Annotated in this window: 15 protein-coding genes, 1 tRNA gene, 2 rRNA genes and 1 riboswitch; of the genes, 6 read left to right on the top strand and 12 right to left on the bottom strand. The window is 70.9% G+C overall.

Annotated features, from left to right (window positions below):
- Positions 1–90: 90 nt before the first annotated feature.
- Complete coding sequence (locus FZ103_RS23330) at positions 91–681, bottom strand: DUF1707 and DUF4870 domain-containing protein (protein WP_186356759.1); 591 nt, start codon at positions 679–681, stop codon at positions 91–93.
- 376 nt (positions 682–1,057) lie between these two features.
- On the opposite strand from FZ103_RS23330, the gene FZ103_RS23325 reads away from it, so the two are divergent.
- On the top strand, positions 1,058–1,732 hold the full coding sequence (locus FZ103_RS23325) for an AraC family transcriptional regulator (protein WP_186356758.1): 675 nt from the start codon (positions 1,058–1,060) through the stop codon (positions 1,730–1,732).
- Between the two features lie 187 nt (positions 1,733–1,919).
- Here the strand turns inward: FZ103_RS23325 and FZ103_RS23320 are convergent, their stop codons facing one another.
- A complete protein-coding gene (locus FZ103_RS23320; protein ID WP_156004267.1) occupies positions 1,920–2,945 on the bottom strand; it encodes a zinc-binding dehydrogenase in 1,026 nt (341 codons plus the stop codon).
- A 164-nt stretch (positions 2,946–3,109) separates the two neighbouring features.
- Between FZ103_RS23320 and FZ103_RS23315 the strand changes: the two genes are divergently transcribed.
- A complete protein-coding gene (locus tag FZ103_RS23315; RefSeq protein ID WP_156004265.1) occupies positions 3,110–3,550 on the top strand; it encodes a MarR family winged helix-turn-helix transcriptional regulator in 441 nt (146 codons plus the stop codon).
- A gap of 310 nt (positions 3,551–3,860) precedes the next feature.
- On the opposite strand, the gene FZ103_RS23310 is transcribed toward FZ103_RS23315, so the two are convergent.
- Positions 3,861–5,144 (bottom strand): PHB depolymerase family esterase, encoded by a 1,284-nt coding sequence (locus FZ103_RS23310; RefSeq protein WP_343233673.1) that lies wholly within the window; start codon positions 5,142–5,144, stop codon positions 3,861–3,863.
- Between the two features lie 661 nt (positions 5,145–5,805).
- Between FZ103_RS23310 and FZ103_RS23305 the strand changes: the two genes are divergently transcribed.
- Positions 5,806–6,786, top strand: a complete 981-nt coding sequence (locus tag FZ103_RS23305) for a hypothetical protein (RefSeq protein WP_156004263.1) — start codon at positions 5,806–5,808, stop codon at positions 6,784–6,786.
- Entirely contained in the window at positions 6,783–8,678 is a 1,896-nt protein-coding gene (locus FZ103_RS23300) for a hypothetical protein (protein WP_156004261.1), read from the top strand. Before FZ103_RS23305 ends, FZ103_RS23300 begins: the two co-directional genes overlap by 4 nt.
- Positions 8,679–8,761: 83 nt before the next feature.
- Here FZ103_RS23300 and FZ103_RS26120 read toward each other — a convergent pair whose 3' ends face one another.
- The 6 genes from FZ103_RS26120 to FZ103_RS23275 all read right to left on the bottom strand — a co-directional run bounded on the left by FZ103_RS26120 (position 8,762) and on the right by FZ103_RS23275 (position 14,646).
- The gene (locus tag FZ103_RS26120) at positions 8,762–10,678 is read right to left on the bottom strand and encodes an ATP-binding protein (protein WP_343233672.1); all 1,917 of its coding nucleotides are present in this window, start codon (positions 10,676–10,678) and stop codon (positions 8,762–8,764) included.
- Between the two features lie 17 nt (positions 10,679–10,695).
- Positions 10,696–12,246 carry a hypothetical protein gene (locus FZ103_RS23290; RefSeq protein WP_156004257.1) on the bottom strand — a complete coding sequence of 517 codons (1,551 nt, stop codon included), beginning with the start codon at positions 12,244–12,246 and terminating at the stop codon, positions 10,696–10,698.
- A gap of 260 nt (positions 12,247–12,506) precedes the next feature.
- Positions 12,507–12,579: transfer RNA gene (locus tag FZ103_RS23285), tRNA-Ala, on the bottom strand.
- Between the two features lie 208 nt (positions 12,580–12,787).
- Positions 12,788–12,907 (bottom strand): DLW-39 family protein, encoded by a 120-nt coding sequence (locus FZ103_RS25220; RefSeq protein ID WP_222936842.1) that lies wholly within the window; start codon positions 12,905–12,907, stop codon positions 12,788–12,790.
- Positions 12,908–13,092: 185 nt separating this feature from the next.
- Positions 13,093–13,857, bottom strand: a complete 765-nt coding sequence (locus tag FZ103_RS23280; RefSeq protein WP_255430278.1) for a helix-turn-helix transcriptional regulator — start codon at positions 13,855–13,857, stop codon at positions 13,093–13,095.
- A gap of 474 nt (positions 13,858–14,331) precedes the next feature.
- Positions 14,332–14,646 carry a multidrug efflux SMR transporter gene (locus FZ103_RS23275; protein ID WP_156004253.1) on the bottom strand — a complete coding sequence of 105 codons (315 nt, stop codon included), beginning with the start codon at positions 14,644–14,646 and terminating at the stop codon, positions 14,332–14,334.
- Between the two features lie 11 nt (positions 14,647–14,657).
- A riboswitch (guanidine-III (ykkC-III) riboswitch) is annotated at positions 14,658–14,724 on the bottom strand.
- A gap of 150 nt (positions 14,725–14,874) precedes the next feature.
- Here FZ103_RS23275 and FZ103_RS23270 point away from each other — a divergent pair.
- On the top strand, positions 14,875–15,183 hold the full coding sequence (locus FZ103_RS23270; protein WP_156004251.1) for a hypothetical protein: 309 nt from the start codon (positions 14,875–14,877) through the stop codon (positions 15,181–15,183).
- A 614-nt stretch (positions 15,184–15,797) separates the two neighbouring features.
- Here FZ103_RS23270 and FZ103_RS23265 read toward each other — a convergent pair.
- A complete protein-coding gene (locus FZ103_RS23265; protein ID WP_186356757.1) occupies positions 15,798–16,847 on the bottom strand; it encodes a winged helix DNA-binding domain-containing protein in 1,050 nt (349 codons plus the stop codon).
- Between the two features lie 324 nt (positions 16,848–17,171).
- Here FZ103_RS23265 and FZ103_RS23260 point away from each other — a divergent pair, with 324 nt between their 5' ends.
- Complete coding sequence (locus FZ103_RS23260; protein WP_156004247.1) at positions 17,172–17,972, top strand: SDR family oxidoreductase; 801 nt, start codon at positions 17,172–17,174, stop codon at positions 17,970–17,972.
- A gap of 102 nt (positions 17,973–18,074) precedes the next feature.
- Here the strand turns inward: FZ103_RS23260 and rrf are convergent.
- Positions 18,075–18,192 (bottom strand): 5S ribosomal RNA (gene rrf, locus FZ103_RS23255).
- Between the two features lie 124 nt (positions 18,193–18,316).
- Positions 18,317–18,866 (bottom strand): 23S ribosomal RNA (locus FZ103_RS23250); the annotation flags it as partial.

Genomic DNA, 18,866 nt, shown 5'->3' with positions numbered 1-18,866 from the left:
TGCCGTCCGGGGCCCGTGGAGCCGCCCACCGGGCGCGGCGGCGCACGGACGGGCGCCTCAGCGCCGCAACGGGGCCGCGCAGCGCACGGCCTAGCCCTCGCGGGGCGGATCGTCGCGGACGGGGCGCCACGTGAAGGGGTAGCGCATCTCTCCGCCGACCAGGGCCAAGAAACCCGCCACCGCGGGCAGGAACATCCAGCCCACCAGCATCAGGGCCCACAGGAACGGGGGAACGAGGAGCCAGAAGAGCCCCATGGCGACGATGCCGCCGACGGCGATGGTGAGCTGGTAGTTCAGCGCCTCGGTCACGTGCCGGCGCACGAACGGGCTGGTCTCCCGGCTCACCAGCAGCATCAGCAGCGGGCCGACGAAGGAGAAGTACCCGGAGAAGTGTCCGGCCGCGGCCAGCAGGCGGTCGGCGGCGGAAAGCGGTCCGTCGTCGGCCGCGGGGGCCTTGGCACTCCGGCCGGGCACCCCCTGCCGCGAGGACACCAGGTCGGCCAGCAGGGGTTCCAGATCGGAGGGGAACTTGGCGTTGATGGCCAGTCCGAGTCGCTCTTCGAGCTCGTTCTCGTCCAGCTGTCCGGAGGCGTAGGCCTCACGCAGGGTCTCGACCGCCGTGTCGCGGTCGGCGTGGGTCAGGCGCAGCTCCTTGCCGCCGCTTCGGCGGCGTTCGGGCACTGGGTCCCACCTTCCGCCCGCGGGCGGTCGGGACGGCGGTTCGTGCACAGCCACCCTCAACTCCTCGACGCTCTACCGCCGGAGGCGGCGTTCGCGGGTGCTTCCCATCTCCATGATGCGCCGTTCGCGGCGCTTCGGGTATGGGGGAAGCCCCTGACGCTTCCCTGGTTCGGGGTCTGGGGGAGGACGCCCGTCGGTTTTCCAGACTATGCGGTGACCGGCGGTCGCGCCCGGGACCGCGGCGGCCTGCTTCGGCCCGGCTCGGCGCGCGGCGGCGCCCCGCGCCGGGGCGGTACGGGCGGCGGGACGCGCGGATGTGCGCCGGTTGGCCGCCGGACCGTGTCCTTCCGGGCGGTTTGCCCGGTGAGGGAGGAGAGTGGCCGAGAGTGGTCAGTCCGTCGCGGCCGCGGGGGAGCGGCGCGGCGGTGAGGCGAAGCAGAAGCGGGGGGAGTCGATGACCAGTGAACCCGGGTACGAGGCCAGATACGAGGTGCGCGCCGAGCAGCCCTATGTCGCGATCCCGGCGAAGGTGACCACGCGCGAATGGGAGAAGGCGGCCGCGCTCGTCACCGAGGTCCGGCACTGGCTGAGCGGCAAGGGGATCGCCGCCGCGGGGCCGCCGTTCTTCCGGTACTGGGTGATCGGAGGCGGCGACCGCGAGCACATCCTGGAGGTGGGCGTCCCGGTCGACGACACGGTCCGCGGGGACGGCCGCGTGATCGCCGGGTGCATCCCCGCGGGCGACTACGTGGCGCTGGTCCACGACGGCGCCCCCGAGCGCATCGACGGCGCGCACGCCCGACTGCAGGAGTGGGCGGCCGAGCGCGGACTCGCGTGGGTGAACCGCGGCGAGGGCAGGAGCGAGGTGTGGGGCGGCAGGTTCGAGTTCTACCTGACCGATCCGGTGCGCGCCCGCAGGGACGCCTGCTCCATCGAGATCGCCTACCTGGTCCGCGGCGCCGGGAGGCCCCCGGAGACCGCGGACCGGGCGGTCGCCGAGTCCCGGCCCGACGGCCTGCGCTCCCCCGTCGGCGGCTTCGGGGTCCAGTAGGCCGGCATGGGGCGCCCGCCCCGTGCGGGCGCCCTGCTCACGGTCCGCCGAACCCGCCGCGCGCGCGAGGGCCGCGGCGGCCGGCTCACTCCGCCGCCGAGAACGGCACACACACGTGCCGGAGCGGCCGCGGTCGCGGCCTGCAGGCACGGCGGCGGCCGAGCGGAGCGCCGGACGTGTCAGGGCGTCACGGCAGCAGCAGTGTCTTGCCCACGACCGCGCGCTGCTCGACGGCCCTGTGCGCCTCGGACGCCTGGCCGAGCGGGAAGGTCTGCCCGATCGTCGGCCTGAGGCGGTCGGCGGCGGCCTCGGCCAGTGCGGCCCCGGTCAGGCGCGTGTGGTCGCCCGGCGCCATCGGCAGCTGCATCAGCCCCACCGCGGCGACGTCCCGCGTCCGGGCCTGCTGCGGATCGATCCGCGTGAACCCGCCTGCGGGCGCGCCGAACGCGAAGAAGCGGCCGCCGCGCGCGGTAAGGCCGAAGGAGGAGGCGCCGATCTCGCCGCCCACCCCGTCGAGCACGAGGTCCACGCCGCTGCCGCCGACCGCCTCGCGGACATGTTCGGTCCAGCCCTCCTCGGAGTAGTCGACGGCGTGGGCGGCGCCGAGCCCGCGAGCGAGGTCGAGCTTGCGCCGGCCGCGGGCCGCCGCGATCACGGTGGCGCCCGCCGCCGCGGCGCTCTGCACGAGCAGGCTGCCGAGGCCGCCCCCGGCCGGCGTCACCAGCACCGTCTCGCCGCCGCCGATCCCGGCCGCCTGGATGATCCGCATTGCCGTCATACCGTCGTTGACCAGCGCCGCCGCATCACGGAGTCCGACGCCGTCGGGCACCTCCAGGAGAAGATCGATGCGAGCGGCGGTCAGCTCGGCGTAACCGCCAGTCGGCGCCGTCCCCTCGGCCGCCTCGGCCACACTGCCGAAGTCGGCGCTGACGACCGCGCTCCCCGGCTTGGCCGCGACCCGGCGGCCGATCCATCCGGGGTCAGCGCCCGGTCCTACCGAAACGACGCGGCCGGCGACACCGGTACCCGGCACGAAAGGCGGCTGCACGGCCCACGGGCCCGGCGCCCCGCGACGCACCAGGACGTCGAGCATGAGCACGTCGGCGGCCGCGACGTCGATCACGACCTCTCCCTCGCCGGCGACGGGATCCGGCGCCCGGCCGAACTCCAGCACCTCGGGGCCGCCGAACCGGGCGGCCTGGACCCTCTGCATGGCTTCCTCACTTCTTCGATGCGTCGGCCGGGTGGCGAACGGCTCCGAAGCCCTGCGGAACGCCGCTGGGACGGAGCGCCGATCGAGATACTCAGTGTTTCTGATTATCAGCAATCCTCGCAATCCCCGTCCTGCCATCTCCCGCCCCTGCTAGATTCGCCGGCATGGCCAGTGGGTCCGCGTATCCTCCGTCGCTGCTGAACAGGTTCAGCTTCCTGCTCGGCAAGCTGTACTTCCGCGCCCTCGACGCCGAGGCCGACGAGTTGTCATCGCTGCACGTCAGCGTGAAACAGCAGGCAGCGCTCACCGTGCTCGCCGATGAAGGCCCCATGACCCAGCACGAACTCGGGCGGCGGCTGGGCATCGACCGCACGACCGTCGTCGGCGTCGTCGACGGCCTCGACGGCGACGGCCTGGTCGAACGGCGCCGGAGTCCCACCGACCGGAGGGCCTACCTGCTCACCCTCACGCCCGCCGGCCGCGACACCCAGGAGCAGGGCCGGCAGCGGGTCGCCGAAGCCGAGCACCGGTTCCTCGGCGCGCTCGGCGAATCCGACCGGGCGCGGCTGCGCGAACTGCTGGCGCGCGCGCTCGGGGACGGTTGACCGGGCTTTCCACCTGCTCGCCGGCCGCGGTGCGACCGAGTACGCGTACTCAGGTTTTTGTCGGTGGCGGCGGCGAGAATCTGACCATGACGATCGCACCGCACCACCGCTGCCCGTGCCGGATGTGCTCGCGCACCGCCCTGCGCCCCCGCCCGCGTCCGCACGCGGGTGTCCCCCACTCGCGCCCCTACACACCCGCGCCCGCGCCCGCACCGGAGCGCGCCCCGCAGCCCGCGTAGTTCCGCGAGCGAACACCGCTTCTCACGCGACGGCGCCGCCCCGGTCCGCGACCGGGGCGGCGCCGCGTGCATCAGCCGGCTGTGCAGACGGCTCCGTTGAACCGGAAGGAGTCGGGGGAGTCGGTGTTGCCGGTGTGAGTGGCCTGGAAGCCGATGTCGATCGAGGCCCCGGGAGCGATCATGGAGTTGTAGGGCATCGCCTCGGCCGTCACCGCACCGCTCTGCGGGGAGTAGGTGGCGTTCCACCCGGAGGTGATGGCCTGCCCCTGGGGCAGGGTGAACTCCAGCGACCAGTCCTCGACGGGGGCGGTGCCGGTGTTGGCGATGGTGACGGAGCCGGTCAAGCCGGTGTTCCAGGCGTTGACGCGGTAGTCCCCCCGGCATTCGGCGGACGGCTCGGGCTCAGGCTCGGGCGGTTCGGTTCCCGGGTCCTCGGCGTCGAGGCCGAAGAACTCCACCGCCATCGCCGCCATGCCGCTCAGTGGCAGAGTGTGCCCGACGCCCTGCACGCTGATCGCCTCCACCGGTGCCGTGGTGCCGGCGCCGCCGTAGCGGGTGCGGGTCCAGCCGGATCGCGGGTTGTCGGTGAACACCGGAGTCGGGCTCACTGCGTGCACGTCGGTCCACTGCTTGATCTCTTCGGTGAAGTTGGCGTAGTCCAGCGTGGAGTCCTGGGTGCCGTGCCAAAGCTGCATGCGCGGGTAGGGGCCGGAGTATCCGGGATACGCACCGCGGACGAGGTCGCCCCAGGCCTCGGGGGACTTGGTGATCCGCCCGTCGGCGCAGTCGCCGTTCCACTCGCTCGGGGGCGTCGTGGCGAAGCAGCCGAACGGAACGCCCATGAAGGCGGCGCCCGCGGCGAACACGTCGGGGTAGTCGGCGAGCAGGACGTTGGTCATCATGCCGCCGGAGGAGGCTCCGGTCGCATAGACCCGGTCCGGATCGCCGTCGTACTCCCGCAGCGTCCAGTCGACCATGGACTTGATGGAGACCGGGTCGCTCCCGCCGCCGCGGGTCAAGGCTTCCTCGGTGTAGACGTCGAAGCACCCGCCGCTTCGGGTGGCGGTGGGGTAGACGACGATGAAACCCATCCGGTCGGCCAGGTCGGCGAACTCGGTGTTGTTGTAGAAGGCCGGCCCGTCGCCCGTGCAGTAGTGCACGGCGACCACGATCGCGGGCCGGGGGTCGACGTCGTCCGGAACGTAGACGTGCATGCGCAGGCCACTCGGGTTCGGCCCGAAGTCGGTGACCTCCTGCAGCGTCGCCGCCGACGCCGGCGCAGCGAGCCCGGCCAGGGCGGCCGCCGTAAGCACGGCGCTCATCAGGCAATGCGCTATCAGCTTCAGGGCTTTCACAAGCCCTCCTTCGCTTGTTGGGGGATGTCCCCGTTCTCATTTCCGGAATTTTTCCGTTACAACCCTCGCCGGACACCGGTCGATCGCGACCAGGCTTTTCGCGCGGGCGCGGACGCCGGACAGTTCCGCACCGCCGGACCGGCCGGCGCTTCGACCGCCGACCGGAACCGCTCGGCCGCCGAACGGTCCACCGCACCGCGACCGCCCGGTCGGCAGGACACCCGGGGGCTGGCCGGCGCAGCCCGGGACTCCGCTTTCAGCGCCTCGCGTCTCCGCGTTCTCACGTGTCCGCGAATGAATCCCGTCGAGTACTCGCTATGGGCCGGCGAGCGACGATGAACCGCCATCCCCCGGAACGCGAATCATCGACTCGAACATTCGCAAATCCGCGAATGTCATACGGCCACCCCATCCTGAGGAAGGCGAACCGTGTTGGTGCAATCCCCGCAACAGGAGATCTACCCTTGCCCACCTCGATAAATATGCGTTACCGCAGCACAGGGTCCCGACAATTGCACACCGGGCGCGGCGGCTCCCGGAGGCGCCTCTCGGCGCCCGGAACCGAAGCTCCAAACGCGGGTGCGCGCGGACCGCGCCGACAGGAATTCGACCGGATGGGCGGCGGCGTTTTCCCGTCCGCGGGCGGTGCTATTCTCCCGCGATGAAAATCACCGATATCGAACAGGCGTTGCGTGAGCGCCCCGGCGATCGGCAATTGTGGCTGGACTACGCCGCCCTGCTGGAGGAGCGCGGCGACGCTCGCGGGACGCTGATCCGCCTCGAACAGCGCCGCGACCGGCTCCGCCCCGTCGACCGCGTCGGCGTGCAGCAGGAGATCGACGAACTGGCGAGCGCCCACCGGCAGGCCTGGGACGCGGCACTTCCCGATGGGGCGACGGTTCTCGCCCGACGCCACGGCTTCGCCACGAAGGTCGCCGTCGAGTGGTCCGACGAGGACGACGCACCCATGCTGGTCGACCGGGTCCTGCGGGAACCGTTCGTGACCGCGCTGCGGATCTCGCCGACCGAGGACATCGAGCAGGCCGAAGTCGAGGCGGCAGGTGAGCAGGCCTGGGAAGCGTTCGATGACGGGGCCGACGCCGGGCAGGAAACCGATGCGCCGGAACCGTCCATCGACCCGGGCGCCCTCGCGACCCTCGACTTCAGCCGGCTCAGCGAACTCGGGTTCCCCTACCTGGGTCTCGGCGCGCTCGGCGCCAAGGCTCTGGCCGCCTCGGCCTTCTTCCGCATCGGGGCCTCCGGTACCGGTCCGACCGCCGGGGACACGACCGGGCTCCTCGACTCCCTCGACCTGCGCTACAGCCGTATCGGTAACGACGGCTTGTCGGCGCTCGCCGCCTCGCCGGGCTTTCGCGGAGTCCGCCGCCTGCACCTGCAGCACAACCGGCTCACCGCGAAGGCCGCGCGCGACCTGCACCGGTTCACGAATCTCACCGAGCTCGACCTGCGCTACAACACGATCGGCGAAGAAGGCGCCCAGGCCCTGCTGGCCGCGCCGTTCATCGGCTCGCTCCGGCGGCTCCTGCTCCACCGCGCCGACATCTCCGACGCCGGCGCGAAGCTGCTCGCCGACTCCCCGCGACTCCCGCCCGCCATTCGCAGCTACTGGAGGAACGCATGAGCACCGAACTCCGCGACCGCTTCTTCGCCCTCTCCAACAGCGGGGCATCTTCCGACGAAGTCGCCGAGTACCGGGCCGAGGTCGATGCGACCGACGCCGACCCCGCAGCGACGCTCGACGGACTGGCGCTGCACTGGCATCCGACCGCGCGGTTCAAAGCGGTGCGCTTCGTCGACGCCGAGGACCTCGGCGCCGACGTGCGCGACCTCTTCGCCCGGCCCAGCCGCGAGGCCCCGCACCTGGCCGCGGTGTTCGCCGACCCGCACGAGCTGTCGTTCCGCGACTTCGAGAACATCCTGCCGCTGGACCGGGTGTTCGCCCGGTCGGAGAGCGGGGGCGGGTTCGACCTGGAACTCGCCGATCCCCGCGAGTTCGCCCCGGGCGCCTATACCTTCGCCCTGCGCCTGCCCGGCACCGACCGCGAGCGCCTCCGACGCCTTGACGCGATGGATCTCTACGTCACCCCGCTGAACTCCGCCTCCCGCGGGGGCGAGCGCTTCATCTTCCACTCGCAGCTGCTGGCCGACGCGCTCACCCGGGCGGTGACCGAAGGGGTGCCGGAACCCCTGTTGGAGGGCTTCTCCCACGTCAACCCGGTCTTCCGCTGCAACCGTTTCGAACCGGGCGACGCGAACTTCCACCTCCACCGCGACACCCCCTACTACGACGCCTCCCGCGAGCACATCTCCCGCTACACAGTCCTGATCTACCTCACCGGCGGCACGGCAGAGCCCGTCCTCGACCTCGCCGGCGGCGGGGCGCTGAGGCGGATCGACCCGTTCACCTGCGTGGTCTTCGACCAGCGCTATCAGCACGAGGGAGCGCCCTACCTCGACGAGCGCAAGGTCTTCCTGCGCACCGAACTCGTGTTCACCGAAACCGGTCTGGCCCACGATCCGGAGATCGGCGCCCTGTTCAGCAAGGCCTGCTACCTCACCGGCGAGAGCGTCTTCGCGCCCGAGCTCGCCCGCCACGCCGACACCTACTACGACCGGGTCGCCGCGGCGCACTGGGAGGGCCTCGGCACCGGAGCAGACCGGGAGCCGTTCCTCCACAAGGACTTCCGCGGCACCCACTTCGTCGCCAACGGCTACGACTTCTGGTTCGCCAAGCGCGGCGGCATCTCCCCGGCCGTGTGCGCCGCGATCACACTGCTGGACTACTTCAACTGCAAGATCGGGGAGGACTCGTTCCGCTCCCTGTGTGAGACGGAGGCGATCGAGGCCCAGGGGACCGGGTGGATCCCCGCCTTCCTCCAGGACAGGGGCGGCGGAACGGCGGTGGCGCCGTTCGACAAGTCCATGCTGTTTCCCGAACCCGAGGAACCGAACACCGAGGACATGCCCGACTGCGCGTGCGGCATCTGCGGGGAAATCCATCCCCGGTTCGACACCACCCGCAGCGCCGGTGTCATCAAGCACTACACGGACGCGCAGGACGCGGCCAAGGCCGAGGTCGTGCCCGCGCCGATCGTGATGATGGGCGAGGACGTACTGCTGGACCCGGACCGGTTCGTCGTCGAGGGCGACCGCATCCACGTACTGGGCAAGGAGTCGCCGTCACCGGTGAACTTCGCCGCCTGCCAGGGCGGCCCCCCCGTAACCCCGCCCGAGGACTTCATCACCACCGCGGTCACCGTCGACGCGGCACACTTCCTGGTCCCGCCGATCCTCTTCACCGAGTCCGACGACTGCTACCACCTGCGGTTCGACTTCTTCGGCAACACCTGGACCCTCAAGCACGAGCAGGCCACCGCCGCGGTTCCGGCGATCCGCCCGTTCACGATGGAAGACATCGACCAAGACTGGGACATCAACTACCCAGACTGGGACGACGAAGACGAGGACTTGGAGGACGAGGAAGAGGAAGAGGAGGAGAACGCCACGGCCTAGGCATCGGCCCCAGAGGCGTCCGCGGGCCGCCATTCGCCTGGGCGGCCCGCGGCCCCGGGCGAGGCGCGGGCCGGGCCCGACCGCTAACCCTGCGGCCCCGCCGCGACGAGCTCACCCATGCGGGCCAACGCGGTCAGCCAGAAGTTCTGCCGCGGGGCGGTCTGCCCGACCAGGTAGGTGGCGCGCAGCTTGGCCGGAACATACGGCAGCAGCCGCGCGACCACGTCGAGATGCCGCTCCAGCTGCGAGACCTCGGCGTTCGAGAACACCTGATGGACCAGGTCGGTGTCGTTGGTTCCCTCCTCCGACGTTTCGGACGCGGCTGACAGCCGGGCCTCCCACGCAGAGAGGTTCTCGGCGAGCTCGGCCAACCCGATCACCCGGCGCTCCGCAAGCCGGGCCTCGAGTGCGGAGAGGGGGACGGGGGCGTACTCACCGTCGCCCAGGTACATCAGCGCCGGCTGCAGCGGCATGCCCACCTGATGCAGCTTGATCAGCCGCTCCAGGGTCCGCTTGGTGACCCAGTCGCGGCCCTCGTCGCCGATGTCGTTCTTCCACCACTCCAGGACGGTTTCGGCGGTCTCGCCGTAGGTGGAGATCAGCCACTCGTTGGCCGGGATGTCCTCGGGATGCACCTCGTAGCTGACCGTGAAGCGGCTGGCCTGGGCCACGTTGTTGGCGGCGACCTGCAGCTTGCGGCCCAAGTGGTAAGGCGGGTTCTGCAACGCGACCTGCGCCCGCAGGCCGGGGATCTGCCGCCCGGCGAGCGTCCACTCCTGGGTGATCTCCATCAGCTTGGCGAACGTCGACTTGTCCTTCGGACGGTTGTACTCGTCCCACACCAGCACCTTGGGTTCGGGCGCGAGCAGCGGCTCGGCCAGCATCGCGTCGAGCGCCCCCTCCGCGGTGGGCACCGGCACGCACAGATCCTCCACACTGGTCACCGGCAGGGAGAAGTAGACCGGCTCGCGACCGGTCTCCTCGCGGGCGACCTGCTTGGTGATCTCCGTCTTGCCGCACCCGGGCGGGCCCTGCAGCAGCACCGCCCAGCGATGCTTCATCGCGGCCCGCAGGATGCGGCGGACCGGATCGGCCACGGTGGCCGGGTTCCGCGCGCCGACCTCCGCGGCGATGCCGTCCAGCACCTCGTCCGTGCGGTCCCGGGCGGGCCTGCCGTCCGCCTCCTGCTCGACCAGCGCCATCCGGCTGCCGTTGAGCAGCGGAAGGCCCCAGGCCAGCGGGAGCCCCGCACGGGCGCAGTCGAGAACGTGCTGGAGCGTACGCGGCGAAAGCAGGTAGCGCAGGTGCGGACCGAAGGACGCCCACAACCGGAACAGGCCCTGCAGGTCCCAATCGGGGTAGCGGTCGGCGAGTGCCTGGCGCCACGCCGTGTCGTTCACGCCGAGCCGGATGGTCACCATCCGGTCCAGAACCGCCGGGTCGGACCGGCGCACGCCCGTCTCGGCCAGGGACTCGTTGTCGGTGAGGAACACTCCCACGCATCCCAGCTCGCGCAGATCGTACCCGCCCAGGGCCCAGTTGCAGGCGATCTGCATGAGCTGCGACTGCACAGTGCTTCCGGCCTGCAGCGAGTCGTCGATGAGCAGCACGAACGGCCTACCCGGAACCAGTTGCCGCATGATGAGCTGGCGGAGCATCAGCTCGCCGCTGTGCTCATCCCGCACCGGTGCGTTGACCAGCAGGTCGTCCGGGGCGAGGTTCGCCGCGGGCAGCACGACCACCCTGGTGCCGGGGAACCGCTCGGGCACATACGACATGAACGTCGACGTCTTGCCGATCCCGTGCTCACCGAAGACCTGCCCGGTCTGGCCGGTCTCGATCATCGCGTCGATGAACGCCTCCAGCTTCGCGGTGGGGCCCTCCGCCGGCGGTCCCGGGTAGGTGGCGTTCGGTTTCCACCGCCTCCCACCGGCGGCCCCGGACCGGGGCGGGTCGGTGGCATCGTCAGTAGCGGCTTCGGAGGGGTCGGCAGGGGGCACTGGTGTCCTCTCTTCGGTCATCGTCCGGACATGACCCGGTGGCAGGCCATAGGGGGGCGGTGCCGTTCGGGCCAGTCGTCGCCGTCGTCGGTGATCAGCCAGATCCACCGGTCGGGGTCGTCGGGGGTGACAGCGGGCGCGTGCCCGTCGGTGACCACGACCACCGCGTCCGGTTCGGCTTCGAACCGCCGGCCGTTCACCTCCAGTCGGCCTTCGGCGTAGTCGACGACGTTCTGGAAGTCGGTCCCGCCGCCGCCGACCACCCGCTCGCCCGGCACGAACGGCGCCACGGCACCGTCGAAGGCGAGCCAGTGGGCCTCAACCCCGTCGGTGCGACCCACCAGCGTGGTCATCCAGTCGACCACGGAGTCGGGCATCGAGCCGGAGGTGTCGAACGCGATCAGGACCACCTTCGTGCGTTCCGGGCCGCGGCGGGACAGCATCGGGTCGTGGCCCAGCGCCAGCATGATCGCGCCGTGCTTCTTCGGGTAGACCAGCCGTTCGCTCTCCTCCAGTTTCGAGCCGAGCACGTCGGTCAGCCAGCGCTGCCACCAGTCGACGCGGCGGGTCTTCGGGGTGGTTCCCCGCAGGCGGTCCAGGCCGAGTCGGCCCCACAGCCGGGTGAGCCCTTCGCCGCCGTCGGCGGTGCGGTCGGCCAGCTCCAGCAGCTCGCTGCGGGCTACCCGGTTGCCGCGGAGGGCGGCCTGCATCGTCTGGTGCAGCACCTCGCCGCCCAGCCGCTCGACGGTTTCGGAGTCCAGCGGAACCCCGCCGCCGCCGCTTCCGGAGTCCGGGTCGCCGTCCAGGTGCACGCAGTAGGCCGGCACCGCTTCGCCGGGAGGCTCCGCCATCCGGCGCAGCTCGGAGTAGATCCTGAGGTCTGTCTCGCTGAAATCGGGATAGGGCAGCGGCTCAAGTCCTTGACCTGCCAGATCCTTCCGGTAGGCCTCGTACACCTGCGCCGGGTCGACACCGACCGGTTCTGGCAGCGCGGCGCCGCTTCCCGTGCCCGCCGGACCGGGTGCCGGCTCCGACCGGCGCGGATGAACGGGGACCGTGGGCAGCCCGGAGCGGCTCAACCTGCGCAGGGCGACGTGGTTGATGGCGACCTCGGCGGCCAGCGCGAACACCGGGTCGGAGCGCAGCTCCTCCTCCACATGGAGATGCCGGTGCATCAGGTGCCGGGCCTCGTGGAAGAGCACGAACCTGACGCCGTCGGCGTCCAGATCGACGAAGAAGTACGGGTTGTACAGCAAGGCGCAGGAACCGTCGCCGGTGGCCACCACAGCGGCGGTGGGCACCGCGGTGGTCGGGATGTGGTGGTGGCACTTGGCGTACAGCCAGGAAACGACCGCGCTCTGGGTGACCCCGAAGTCCTTCAGCGCGGCCTCCTTGCGCCCCCGGGCCTCCTCGACCACCTGCGGGTCGGCGGGCTCCTCGGCACGCAGACGACGCAGGTCCGACAGGCCGGGCCTGCTGCGGCGCGGCTGTTCCGCGCTCGGGCGCCACCCGCCGGGCGCATGGTGGCCCCCGGCGGCACCGGGGCTCGCGGCGCGGCCACCACTCATCGAAGCCCCCGCTCGGCGGCCGGGATCCGGGCAGCACGCGGCGGCCGCGCGGCCACGTCGCCCAGGCCACCGACGAACGCATAGGTCATGGCTTCCCCTAGTCCATGATGCGTGTCCACGGGTTCCTCATCCCGTGCGTTCCACGCGCACGCTACCGCCGACCTGAGACAATCCGCCGCCGATCCTGCAGACACACGACGGCCGCCCAGGGCCGGGCCCTGGGCGGCCGTTGGTGTTCGCGTGTGCTGCGAAGACAACCGTGGAGCCAAGGGGAGTCGAACCCCTGACCTCCGGTATGCAAAACCGGCGCTCTGCCAGCTGAGCTATGGCCCCGGTTTGATCTGTGCCGATCATACCGTGTGGCGGGCAGTGCCGGTCGCTCTTCTCCGGCGCAGCGCTCGGGCTGGAGGAGGCACCACTCGCGGGTCGGGCCCAGAAGCGTGGGGGCCGCAGGGGACGACGTCCGCCCACGTCTCCCGGTACGCCGAAAGCAGCCAGCGACACGTGCGGACGTGTCGTGGCTGGCGGGAGCCGGTTCCGGCTAGTTGTCGCCGGCCGTGGCCTCGGTCCACAGGTCGAGTTCGGCACGGTCCGCCTGGATCTTGCGGTAGACGGCGAACGCGCCGAGTGCCACCAGCACCAGAACGATGAGCTTCTTCATGGTGTGCACCCCTTCCTCGGTCTCGGAAACGGATATCGGACGTGCGCGCTACCGCCGGTCGGGATCCGGACGGGATGCCGGTTCCCCGCCCGCTGCGCGGAAGGCGCCACTAGAGAACTTTATGGGGTTGTCTCCCCAGCAGACTAGCAATCCGTCGGCGCGTTCCCGCCCGACATGGCCGGGCTTCACGTCAGCAGGGCGAGCCGGTTGAGGGTGGTCGCGGTGGCCTCGGGGCCGCTGGAGGCCTCGACCAGTCGGCGCCACACGTCCTGGCAGGTCGCGACCGCGTCCTCGGACTCGACGATCCCGCCGCCGTGGGTGGCCGCCACGAAGGCCAGGGACGTCTCGCCCTCGTCGAACTCCAGGACGGTGAACGGGCCGGCGCTGCCGGCGTGCAGGCCGGCCGAGGTGGGCAGCAACCGGATGACGACCCGGTCGTGGCGGCGCCCGAGGTCGATGAGCCGCCGCAGCTGGGCGTGCAGGAGAGCGGGGTCGCCGCTGATCCGGCGGAGGGCGTCCTCGTCCACGACTGCGTGATAGCGCTCCAGGCTGTCGCGTTCGAGGGCCTCCTGCCGCTTGAGGAACGCCGCCACCATGCGCTCGGTGCCGAGTTCGCCGTGCCCCTGGGCGCGGGCCAGCGCGGCGGTGTACTCGGGAACCTGCAGCAGGTCGGGGACAAGCATGCCCGCGTAGGTGTCGATGGCGACGGCCCCCGCCTCGTTGCCGACGTAGGCGGAGGAGATGACGTCCTCGTACTCCGTCCACCAGGGGCGCAGCCGCGACTCGCGGACCATGGTGAGGATGGCCTCGCGCTGCCCGCCGGTGACTCCGTAAAGCTTCAGAAGTGCGGAAACCTCCATTACGGACGGCCATTTACGGATACCGGTCTCTATATGTCCGAGCTTGGCCGGGGACCATTCGAGTACATCGGCGACGTCGCTGAGGGTCATTCCCGCTTCGACCCGCCGGCGGCGCAATTCCGCGGAGAGCCTGCGGCGGCGAACAGTGGGGCTGGTCATGGCGCCTGTCCCGTACACGCTGAGTACTGGCTTCGTGGCTCCAGAGAAGCACTCGGCCTAGCCTCTAGCAATGCGTTTCTACAAATCGGTGCCGGACCGCCTTTTTCCGGGGTCGTTCGCCGGCGCGAAGCCGCGCGCGGGCGAGTCGGAAGTGACGGGGGGCGACCAGCGGGAATTCGGGACATGCGGCCGCGGCGAACTCCGCTGCCAGGGGCGATGCCGGATATCCGCAGGTGGGAATTGGGTGGCGCCCGGATTGCGCCCGCAGGCACGGCCGAATGCGGTCAACCGGTCCCCGCCGCATCGTCCCCCGGCGAGCGGATCATGGCGGCCCCCGGTCGCCGACCGTCCGCCGCTCGCGGGCGGCGGCGACCGGGGCGCACCGCCGGGTCCGGCGCCGGGAAGTCAGTGCAGCAGTTTCAGCCCGACGATTCCGCTGATGATCAGCAGCAGGCAGACGATCCGCGCGGCGCTCGCCGCCTCGCCGAACCAGAGCATTCCGGCGACCGCCGTGCCCACCGCTCCGATACCGACCCAGACGGCGTATCCGGTACCCACGGGGATGGTTCGCAGCGCGAGTGCGAGCCCGGACATGCTCAGCGCCAGAGCCACCGCGAAGACCAGCGACGGCCACAGCCGGGTGAACCCGTTGGACGCGGCGAGCGCGGTCGCCCAGACACTCTCCAGCAGCCCCGACAGCACCAGAAGCAGCCAGGACATGGCACCTCCCGAACGCGCCGTCTTGTCGCTGACCGGGTACGGTGCACCTCGTCCGGGGGTGGCCGGAACGGCCTCTCCCGTGTGGGCAAACCCGCACTGCCCGCCTTCCTATTCCCGTGGCCGATTCGTCACGGTGGGCCACCATCCCCCGTCGAAACGTCGCCGGGACCGCATACGATGCAGAGGGACCGACGGGAGCATGCACCCGTGCACAGCTGAAGGAACCCAATGAGCCATCCGATCGACGACACCGAGCAGCTCATCGCGAACGCCGAGGAGGAGCTCCCTCCGCCCACACGCTCGCGCCTGATCGCCAAGCTGCGGAAGGGTGTCCACATCGACGACGCGGCGCGCGACCTCGGTGTCAGTCCCCAGCGCGTGTTCTCCGCGGCGCGCATCCTCACCACCTTCGGCGAGCAGCTCGACGCCACGCTCACGGCCGAGCGCGACCCCGACCTCCCCCACGGGACCCTGACCGGCTACAACAAGCGGTGCCGCTGCCCCCAATGCCGCGGGGCGGTGAACCGCCGACGGTGACGCCGCCGGACTTCGGCACGATGTGCCCACCCGTCTGAGCGCGCCGATCCCCGCGCTGCGGCCTGGGCGCCGGATGGTCCTGCCGCACGCCTTTACTCCCGGCACAACGGACTCCCGAACCTTTTACCGGGAATTAGCCTAGGGAAGACCTGTTTCAGGCTTATTGATCTTGAATACGGGGAATCCGGCCACCATGAACGAGCGTGTGGACTGGGCCGCGATGAGCGACGAAGAGTTCATGGCGCTGGTGCGCCAGCTGATGGAGACCCCCACGGGGAGCGAAACCGAAGAGGACTGACCACCCTCCTCCCGTTCCGGACCGAGCGCGGGTGCGCCACTTTCGGCCCCGCGCGCAGTGGGGGTGCGTGTCGAACCCGGCGGCGGTCGAACCCGGCGTCGTTAGCCCCGCGGACCGCAGAGCTGTTGCGCACGCCCGCACGTCCGTGTCGCGGCGGGTGCCCGACATCCCGCTGCGGAATGCCGGGGGCGCGTGTGTCGAAACCCCTCCTGTGACGCGGGCCCGCCGCCCGCTCAGCCACCCTCCTCGGGACCGCGCAGGTCCAGCCGCAGGGACCGCAGCCCCGCGAACCGCCCGATGTCGGCGACCTCGGCCCTCAAGGGTTCCACCGGGCGTCGGGCAAGGGCTCGAACGGCTCGACGACGACGGTCTCCCGGCCGCGACCCCAGCGCCATCGCGCGGCGGCGCAACCTTCGACGAGCACCGCCGGATGGATGATCCCGCCCCCGGGCGCGATACGGCGCGCATACCGCGGCGGAACCGCCGAGTCGCGCCCCTGGTAGCCCAGCAGGTAGGCGTCGAACGAGCCGACCATCTGCACCGCCGGGTTCGGCGCGGCAGTGGGCAGGGATTCGGCGAACTCCTTGGGCGCCCATGTCGGCCCGCGGCTCGTGGACACCTCGGCCAGCTCGGCCGAGACCAGCTCCCAGGCTCGGCGCACCATCGGCGCGGGCAGCCCCGACCAGGCCCGGAAATCCTCCGGCGCCGCCGGGCCGTGGCCCCACAGGTACCGCCGCGCCAGCCTGGCCAGCGCCGATTCGGTGTCCCGGGCCTCCCACGCACCCACCCAGTCGCGCATCAGGACGCAGGTCGGTTCCCCGTCCCCGCCCGCTGCGTCGGGTCCCCGGCACACGACGCCGCGCAGGGCGGCGTAGAGGACCAGGTGGGCGGGGGCCTGCCCGGCCGCGGGGACGGGGACACCGACTCGGTTCAACTCCTCGACGAGCCGACCGCGGGTCAGGCCCGCGCCATCGGAGAGGACCTCCCGTATCGCGTGCTCGGCACGCTCGCACAGGGCGTCGTCCAGGCCCAGATCGAGGCGGCGCTTGCGGAACCTGCGCAGGAACACGGGCCCCACCAGGCCGACGATCCACCCGGCGTCGGCCGCGGGCACCGCGTGCAGCGTGCCGCGCATCGCCCAGGTCCGCACCACCGACCGGTCCTCGGCCACCGCCCGCCGGACATCGCCGGCCACCAGGCCGGCGGTCCTGGCGCGCACCGCCAACCCCAGCGCCTGCGCGTCCTGCGCCTGCAGCGCCGCCGCGCCCCGTACTGCGCCCGCCGCCCCCGCCGCGGGCGGCCCCGCCAGAAGCTGTGCGTTCATCCGTGCGAAGCGGAGCCGGTCGTCGTCCACGGCGATCGGCATCGATGTATCCCTTCCCGGATTTGTCGACCTGACGACAAGAGTGCCAGGGGGCCGACCGGACATGCGTCTTTTCACCGCCGAGGACACACATCTGTGCCCAAGCGGGTAGGCACACCGACGGGCGTGCCGTCGGCTCACCGCCCGCATCGGTCGGCCGGCCGCGAGCGAGTGCCGGTGCGCGGCCTCAAGGCCGAACAGGCTGCGGCCCGGAACACGGCCCGGCGCCGCCGACCGGTGGGCTCCGCGGCCCGCCACCGGGGGAGCGCCGGCGGGAAGGCGCGGCGCCGGTGCACAAGCACGCGACCTCGAAGGAGAATCAGGGCCATGGCGAAGAACCCCACACCGATACTGGTGACAGGCGGCACAGGGACGCTGGGAAGCCGTATCGTCCGGCGCCTGGCCGACGACGACGGCGAGACGGAGGTGCGCGTCCTCAGCCGCGGACCCGCGCCCGCGCAGGGGGACGGGCAGCGATGGTTCACCGGCGACCTGGTCGCCGGCAGCGGGCTCGCGGACGCCCTGACGGGTGTCGACACGGTGGTGCACTGCGCCCACGTCCCCGGCTCACCACTGGACGAGGTTTCGGCAGGCGCGAATCTTCTGACGGAGGCGGCGAAGGCCGGCGTCCGACACTTCATCTACATATCGATCGTCGGAATCGACTACGTGCCGTTCCGGTACTACAAGGGGAAACTGGCGGTCGAGGAGCTGATCGGGGAGTCAGGACTGCCGTCCACCATCCTGCGCACGACCCAGTTCCACGAACTGCTCGACTGGGTCTTCGGCCAGGCGGAGTCGTTCCCGTTCATCCCGGTGCCCTCGGGATTCTGGTTCCAGCCCGTGGCCGCCGACGAGGTGGCGGAACACCTGGTCGAGCTGGCCAGGCAGGAGCCCGCAGGCCGGGCTGTCGACATGGGCGGACCGCAGGTCCGCGCCGTCGAGGGCCTGGCGGAGTCCTACGAGCGGATCCGCGGCCGCCGGCAGCGGCCGGTCCGGAGGATCCCGCTGCCGGGAAAGACCGCGGCCGCCTTCCGCAGCGGCGCCAACCTGGCGCCCGGCCACCCGGACGGAAAGCAGACGTGGGAGGACTATCTGCAGCGATCAGCGGGGGAGAGGAAGGATTAGAACCGCCTTTCCCAGGCGGAGGCAGAAACGGGCTGTTTTCGGGCATAAAAAAAAGGGGTGGGAGCCCCGCCAAAAAACGGAACCCCCACCCCACGAAGAAAATTGCGGCGGCAACCTACTCTCCCACCCCCACCATGGAGGCAGTACCATCGGCGCAAAGAGACTTAACGACCGGGTTCGGAATGGGACCGGGTGTCACCCTCCCGCTATCACCACCGCAAACTCACACCGCCCACCAAACCCCGAAAGGCCCCGCAGGCGGAAAAACCTGTGGACACAACCAGCCACCCAGGAAAAACCCGGGCAACCGGTCGACACATGTGCGCGAACACCCAGCATCCGTGGCGGACAAGCCCTCGGCCTATTAGTACCGGTCAGCTCCACCCCTCACAAGGCTTCCACACCCGGCCTATCAACCCAGTCATCACCTGGCAGCCTTACCCCCACCACAGGGCAGGAGACCTCATCTCGAAGCAAGCTTCCCACTTAGATGCTTTCAGCGGTTATCTCTCCCGAACGTAGCCAACCAGCCATGCCCCTGGCGGAACAACTGGCACACCAGCGGTTCGTCCGTCCCGGTCCTCTCGTACTAGGGACAGCCCTCCACAAGTCTCCAACGCGCGCAGCGGATAGGGACCGAACTGTCTCACGACGTTCTAAACCCAGCTCGCGTGCCGCTTTAATGGGCGAACAGCCCAACCCTTGGGACCAACTCCAGCCCCAGGATGCGACGAGCCGACATCGAGGTGCCAAACCATCCCGTCGATACGGACTCTTGGGGAAGATCAGCCTGTTATCCCCGGGGTACCTTTTAGCCGTTGAGCGACGCCGCTTCCACACGCCGGCGCCGGATCACTAGTCCCTGCTTTCGCACCTGCTCGACACGTCCGTCTC

The sequence above is a fragment of the Streptomonospora sp. PA3 genome (assembly GCF_009728995.1).
In the GTDB taxonomy this organism is placed as follows: Bacteria; Actinomycetota; Actinomycetes; order Streptosporangiales; family Streptosporangiaceae; genus Streptomonospora.
Note: the sequence above shows the minus strand (reverse complement) of the source record. Positions and strands in the feature narration are given on the sequence as shown.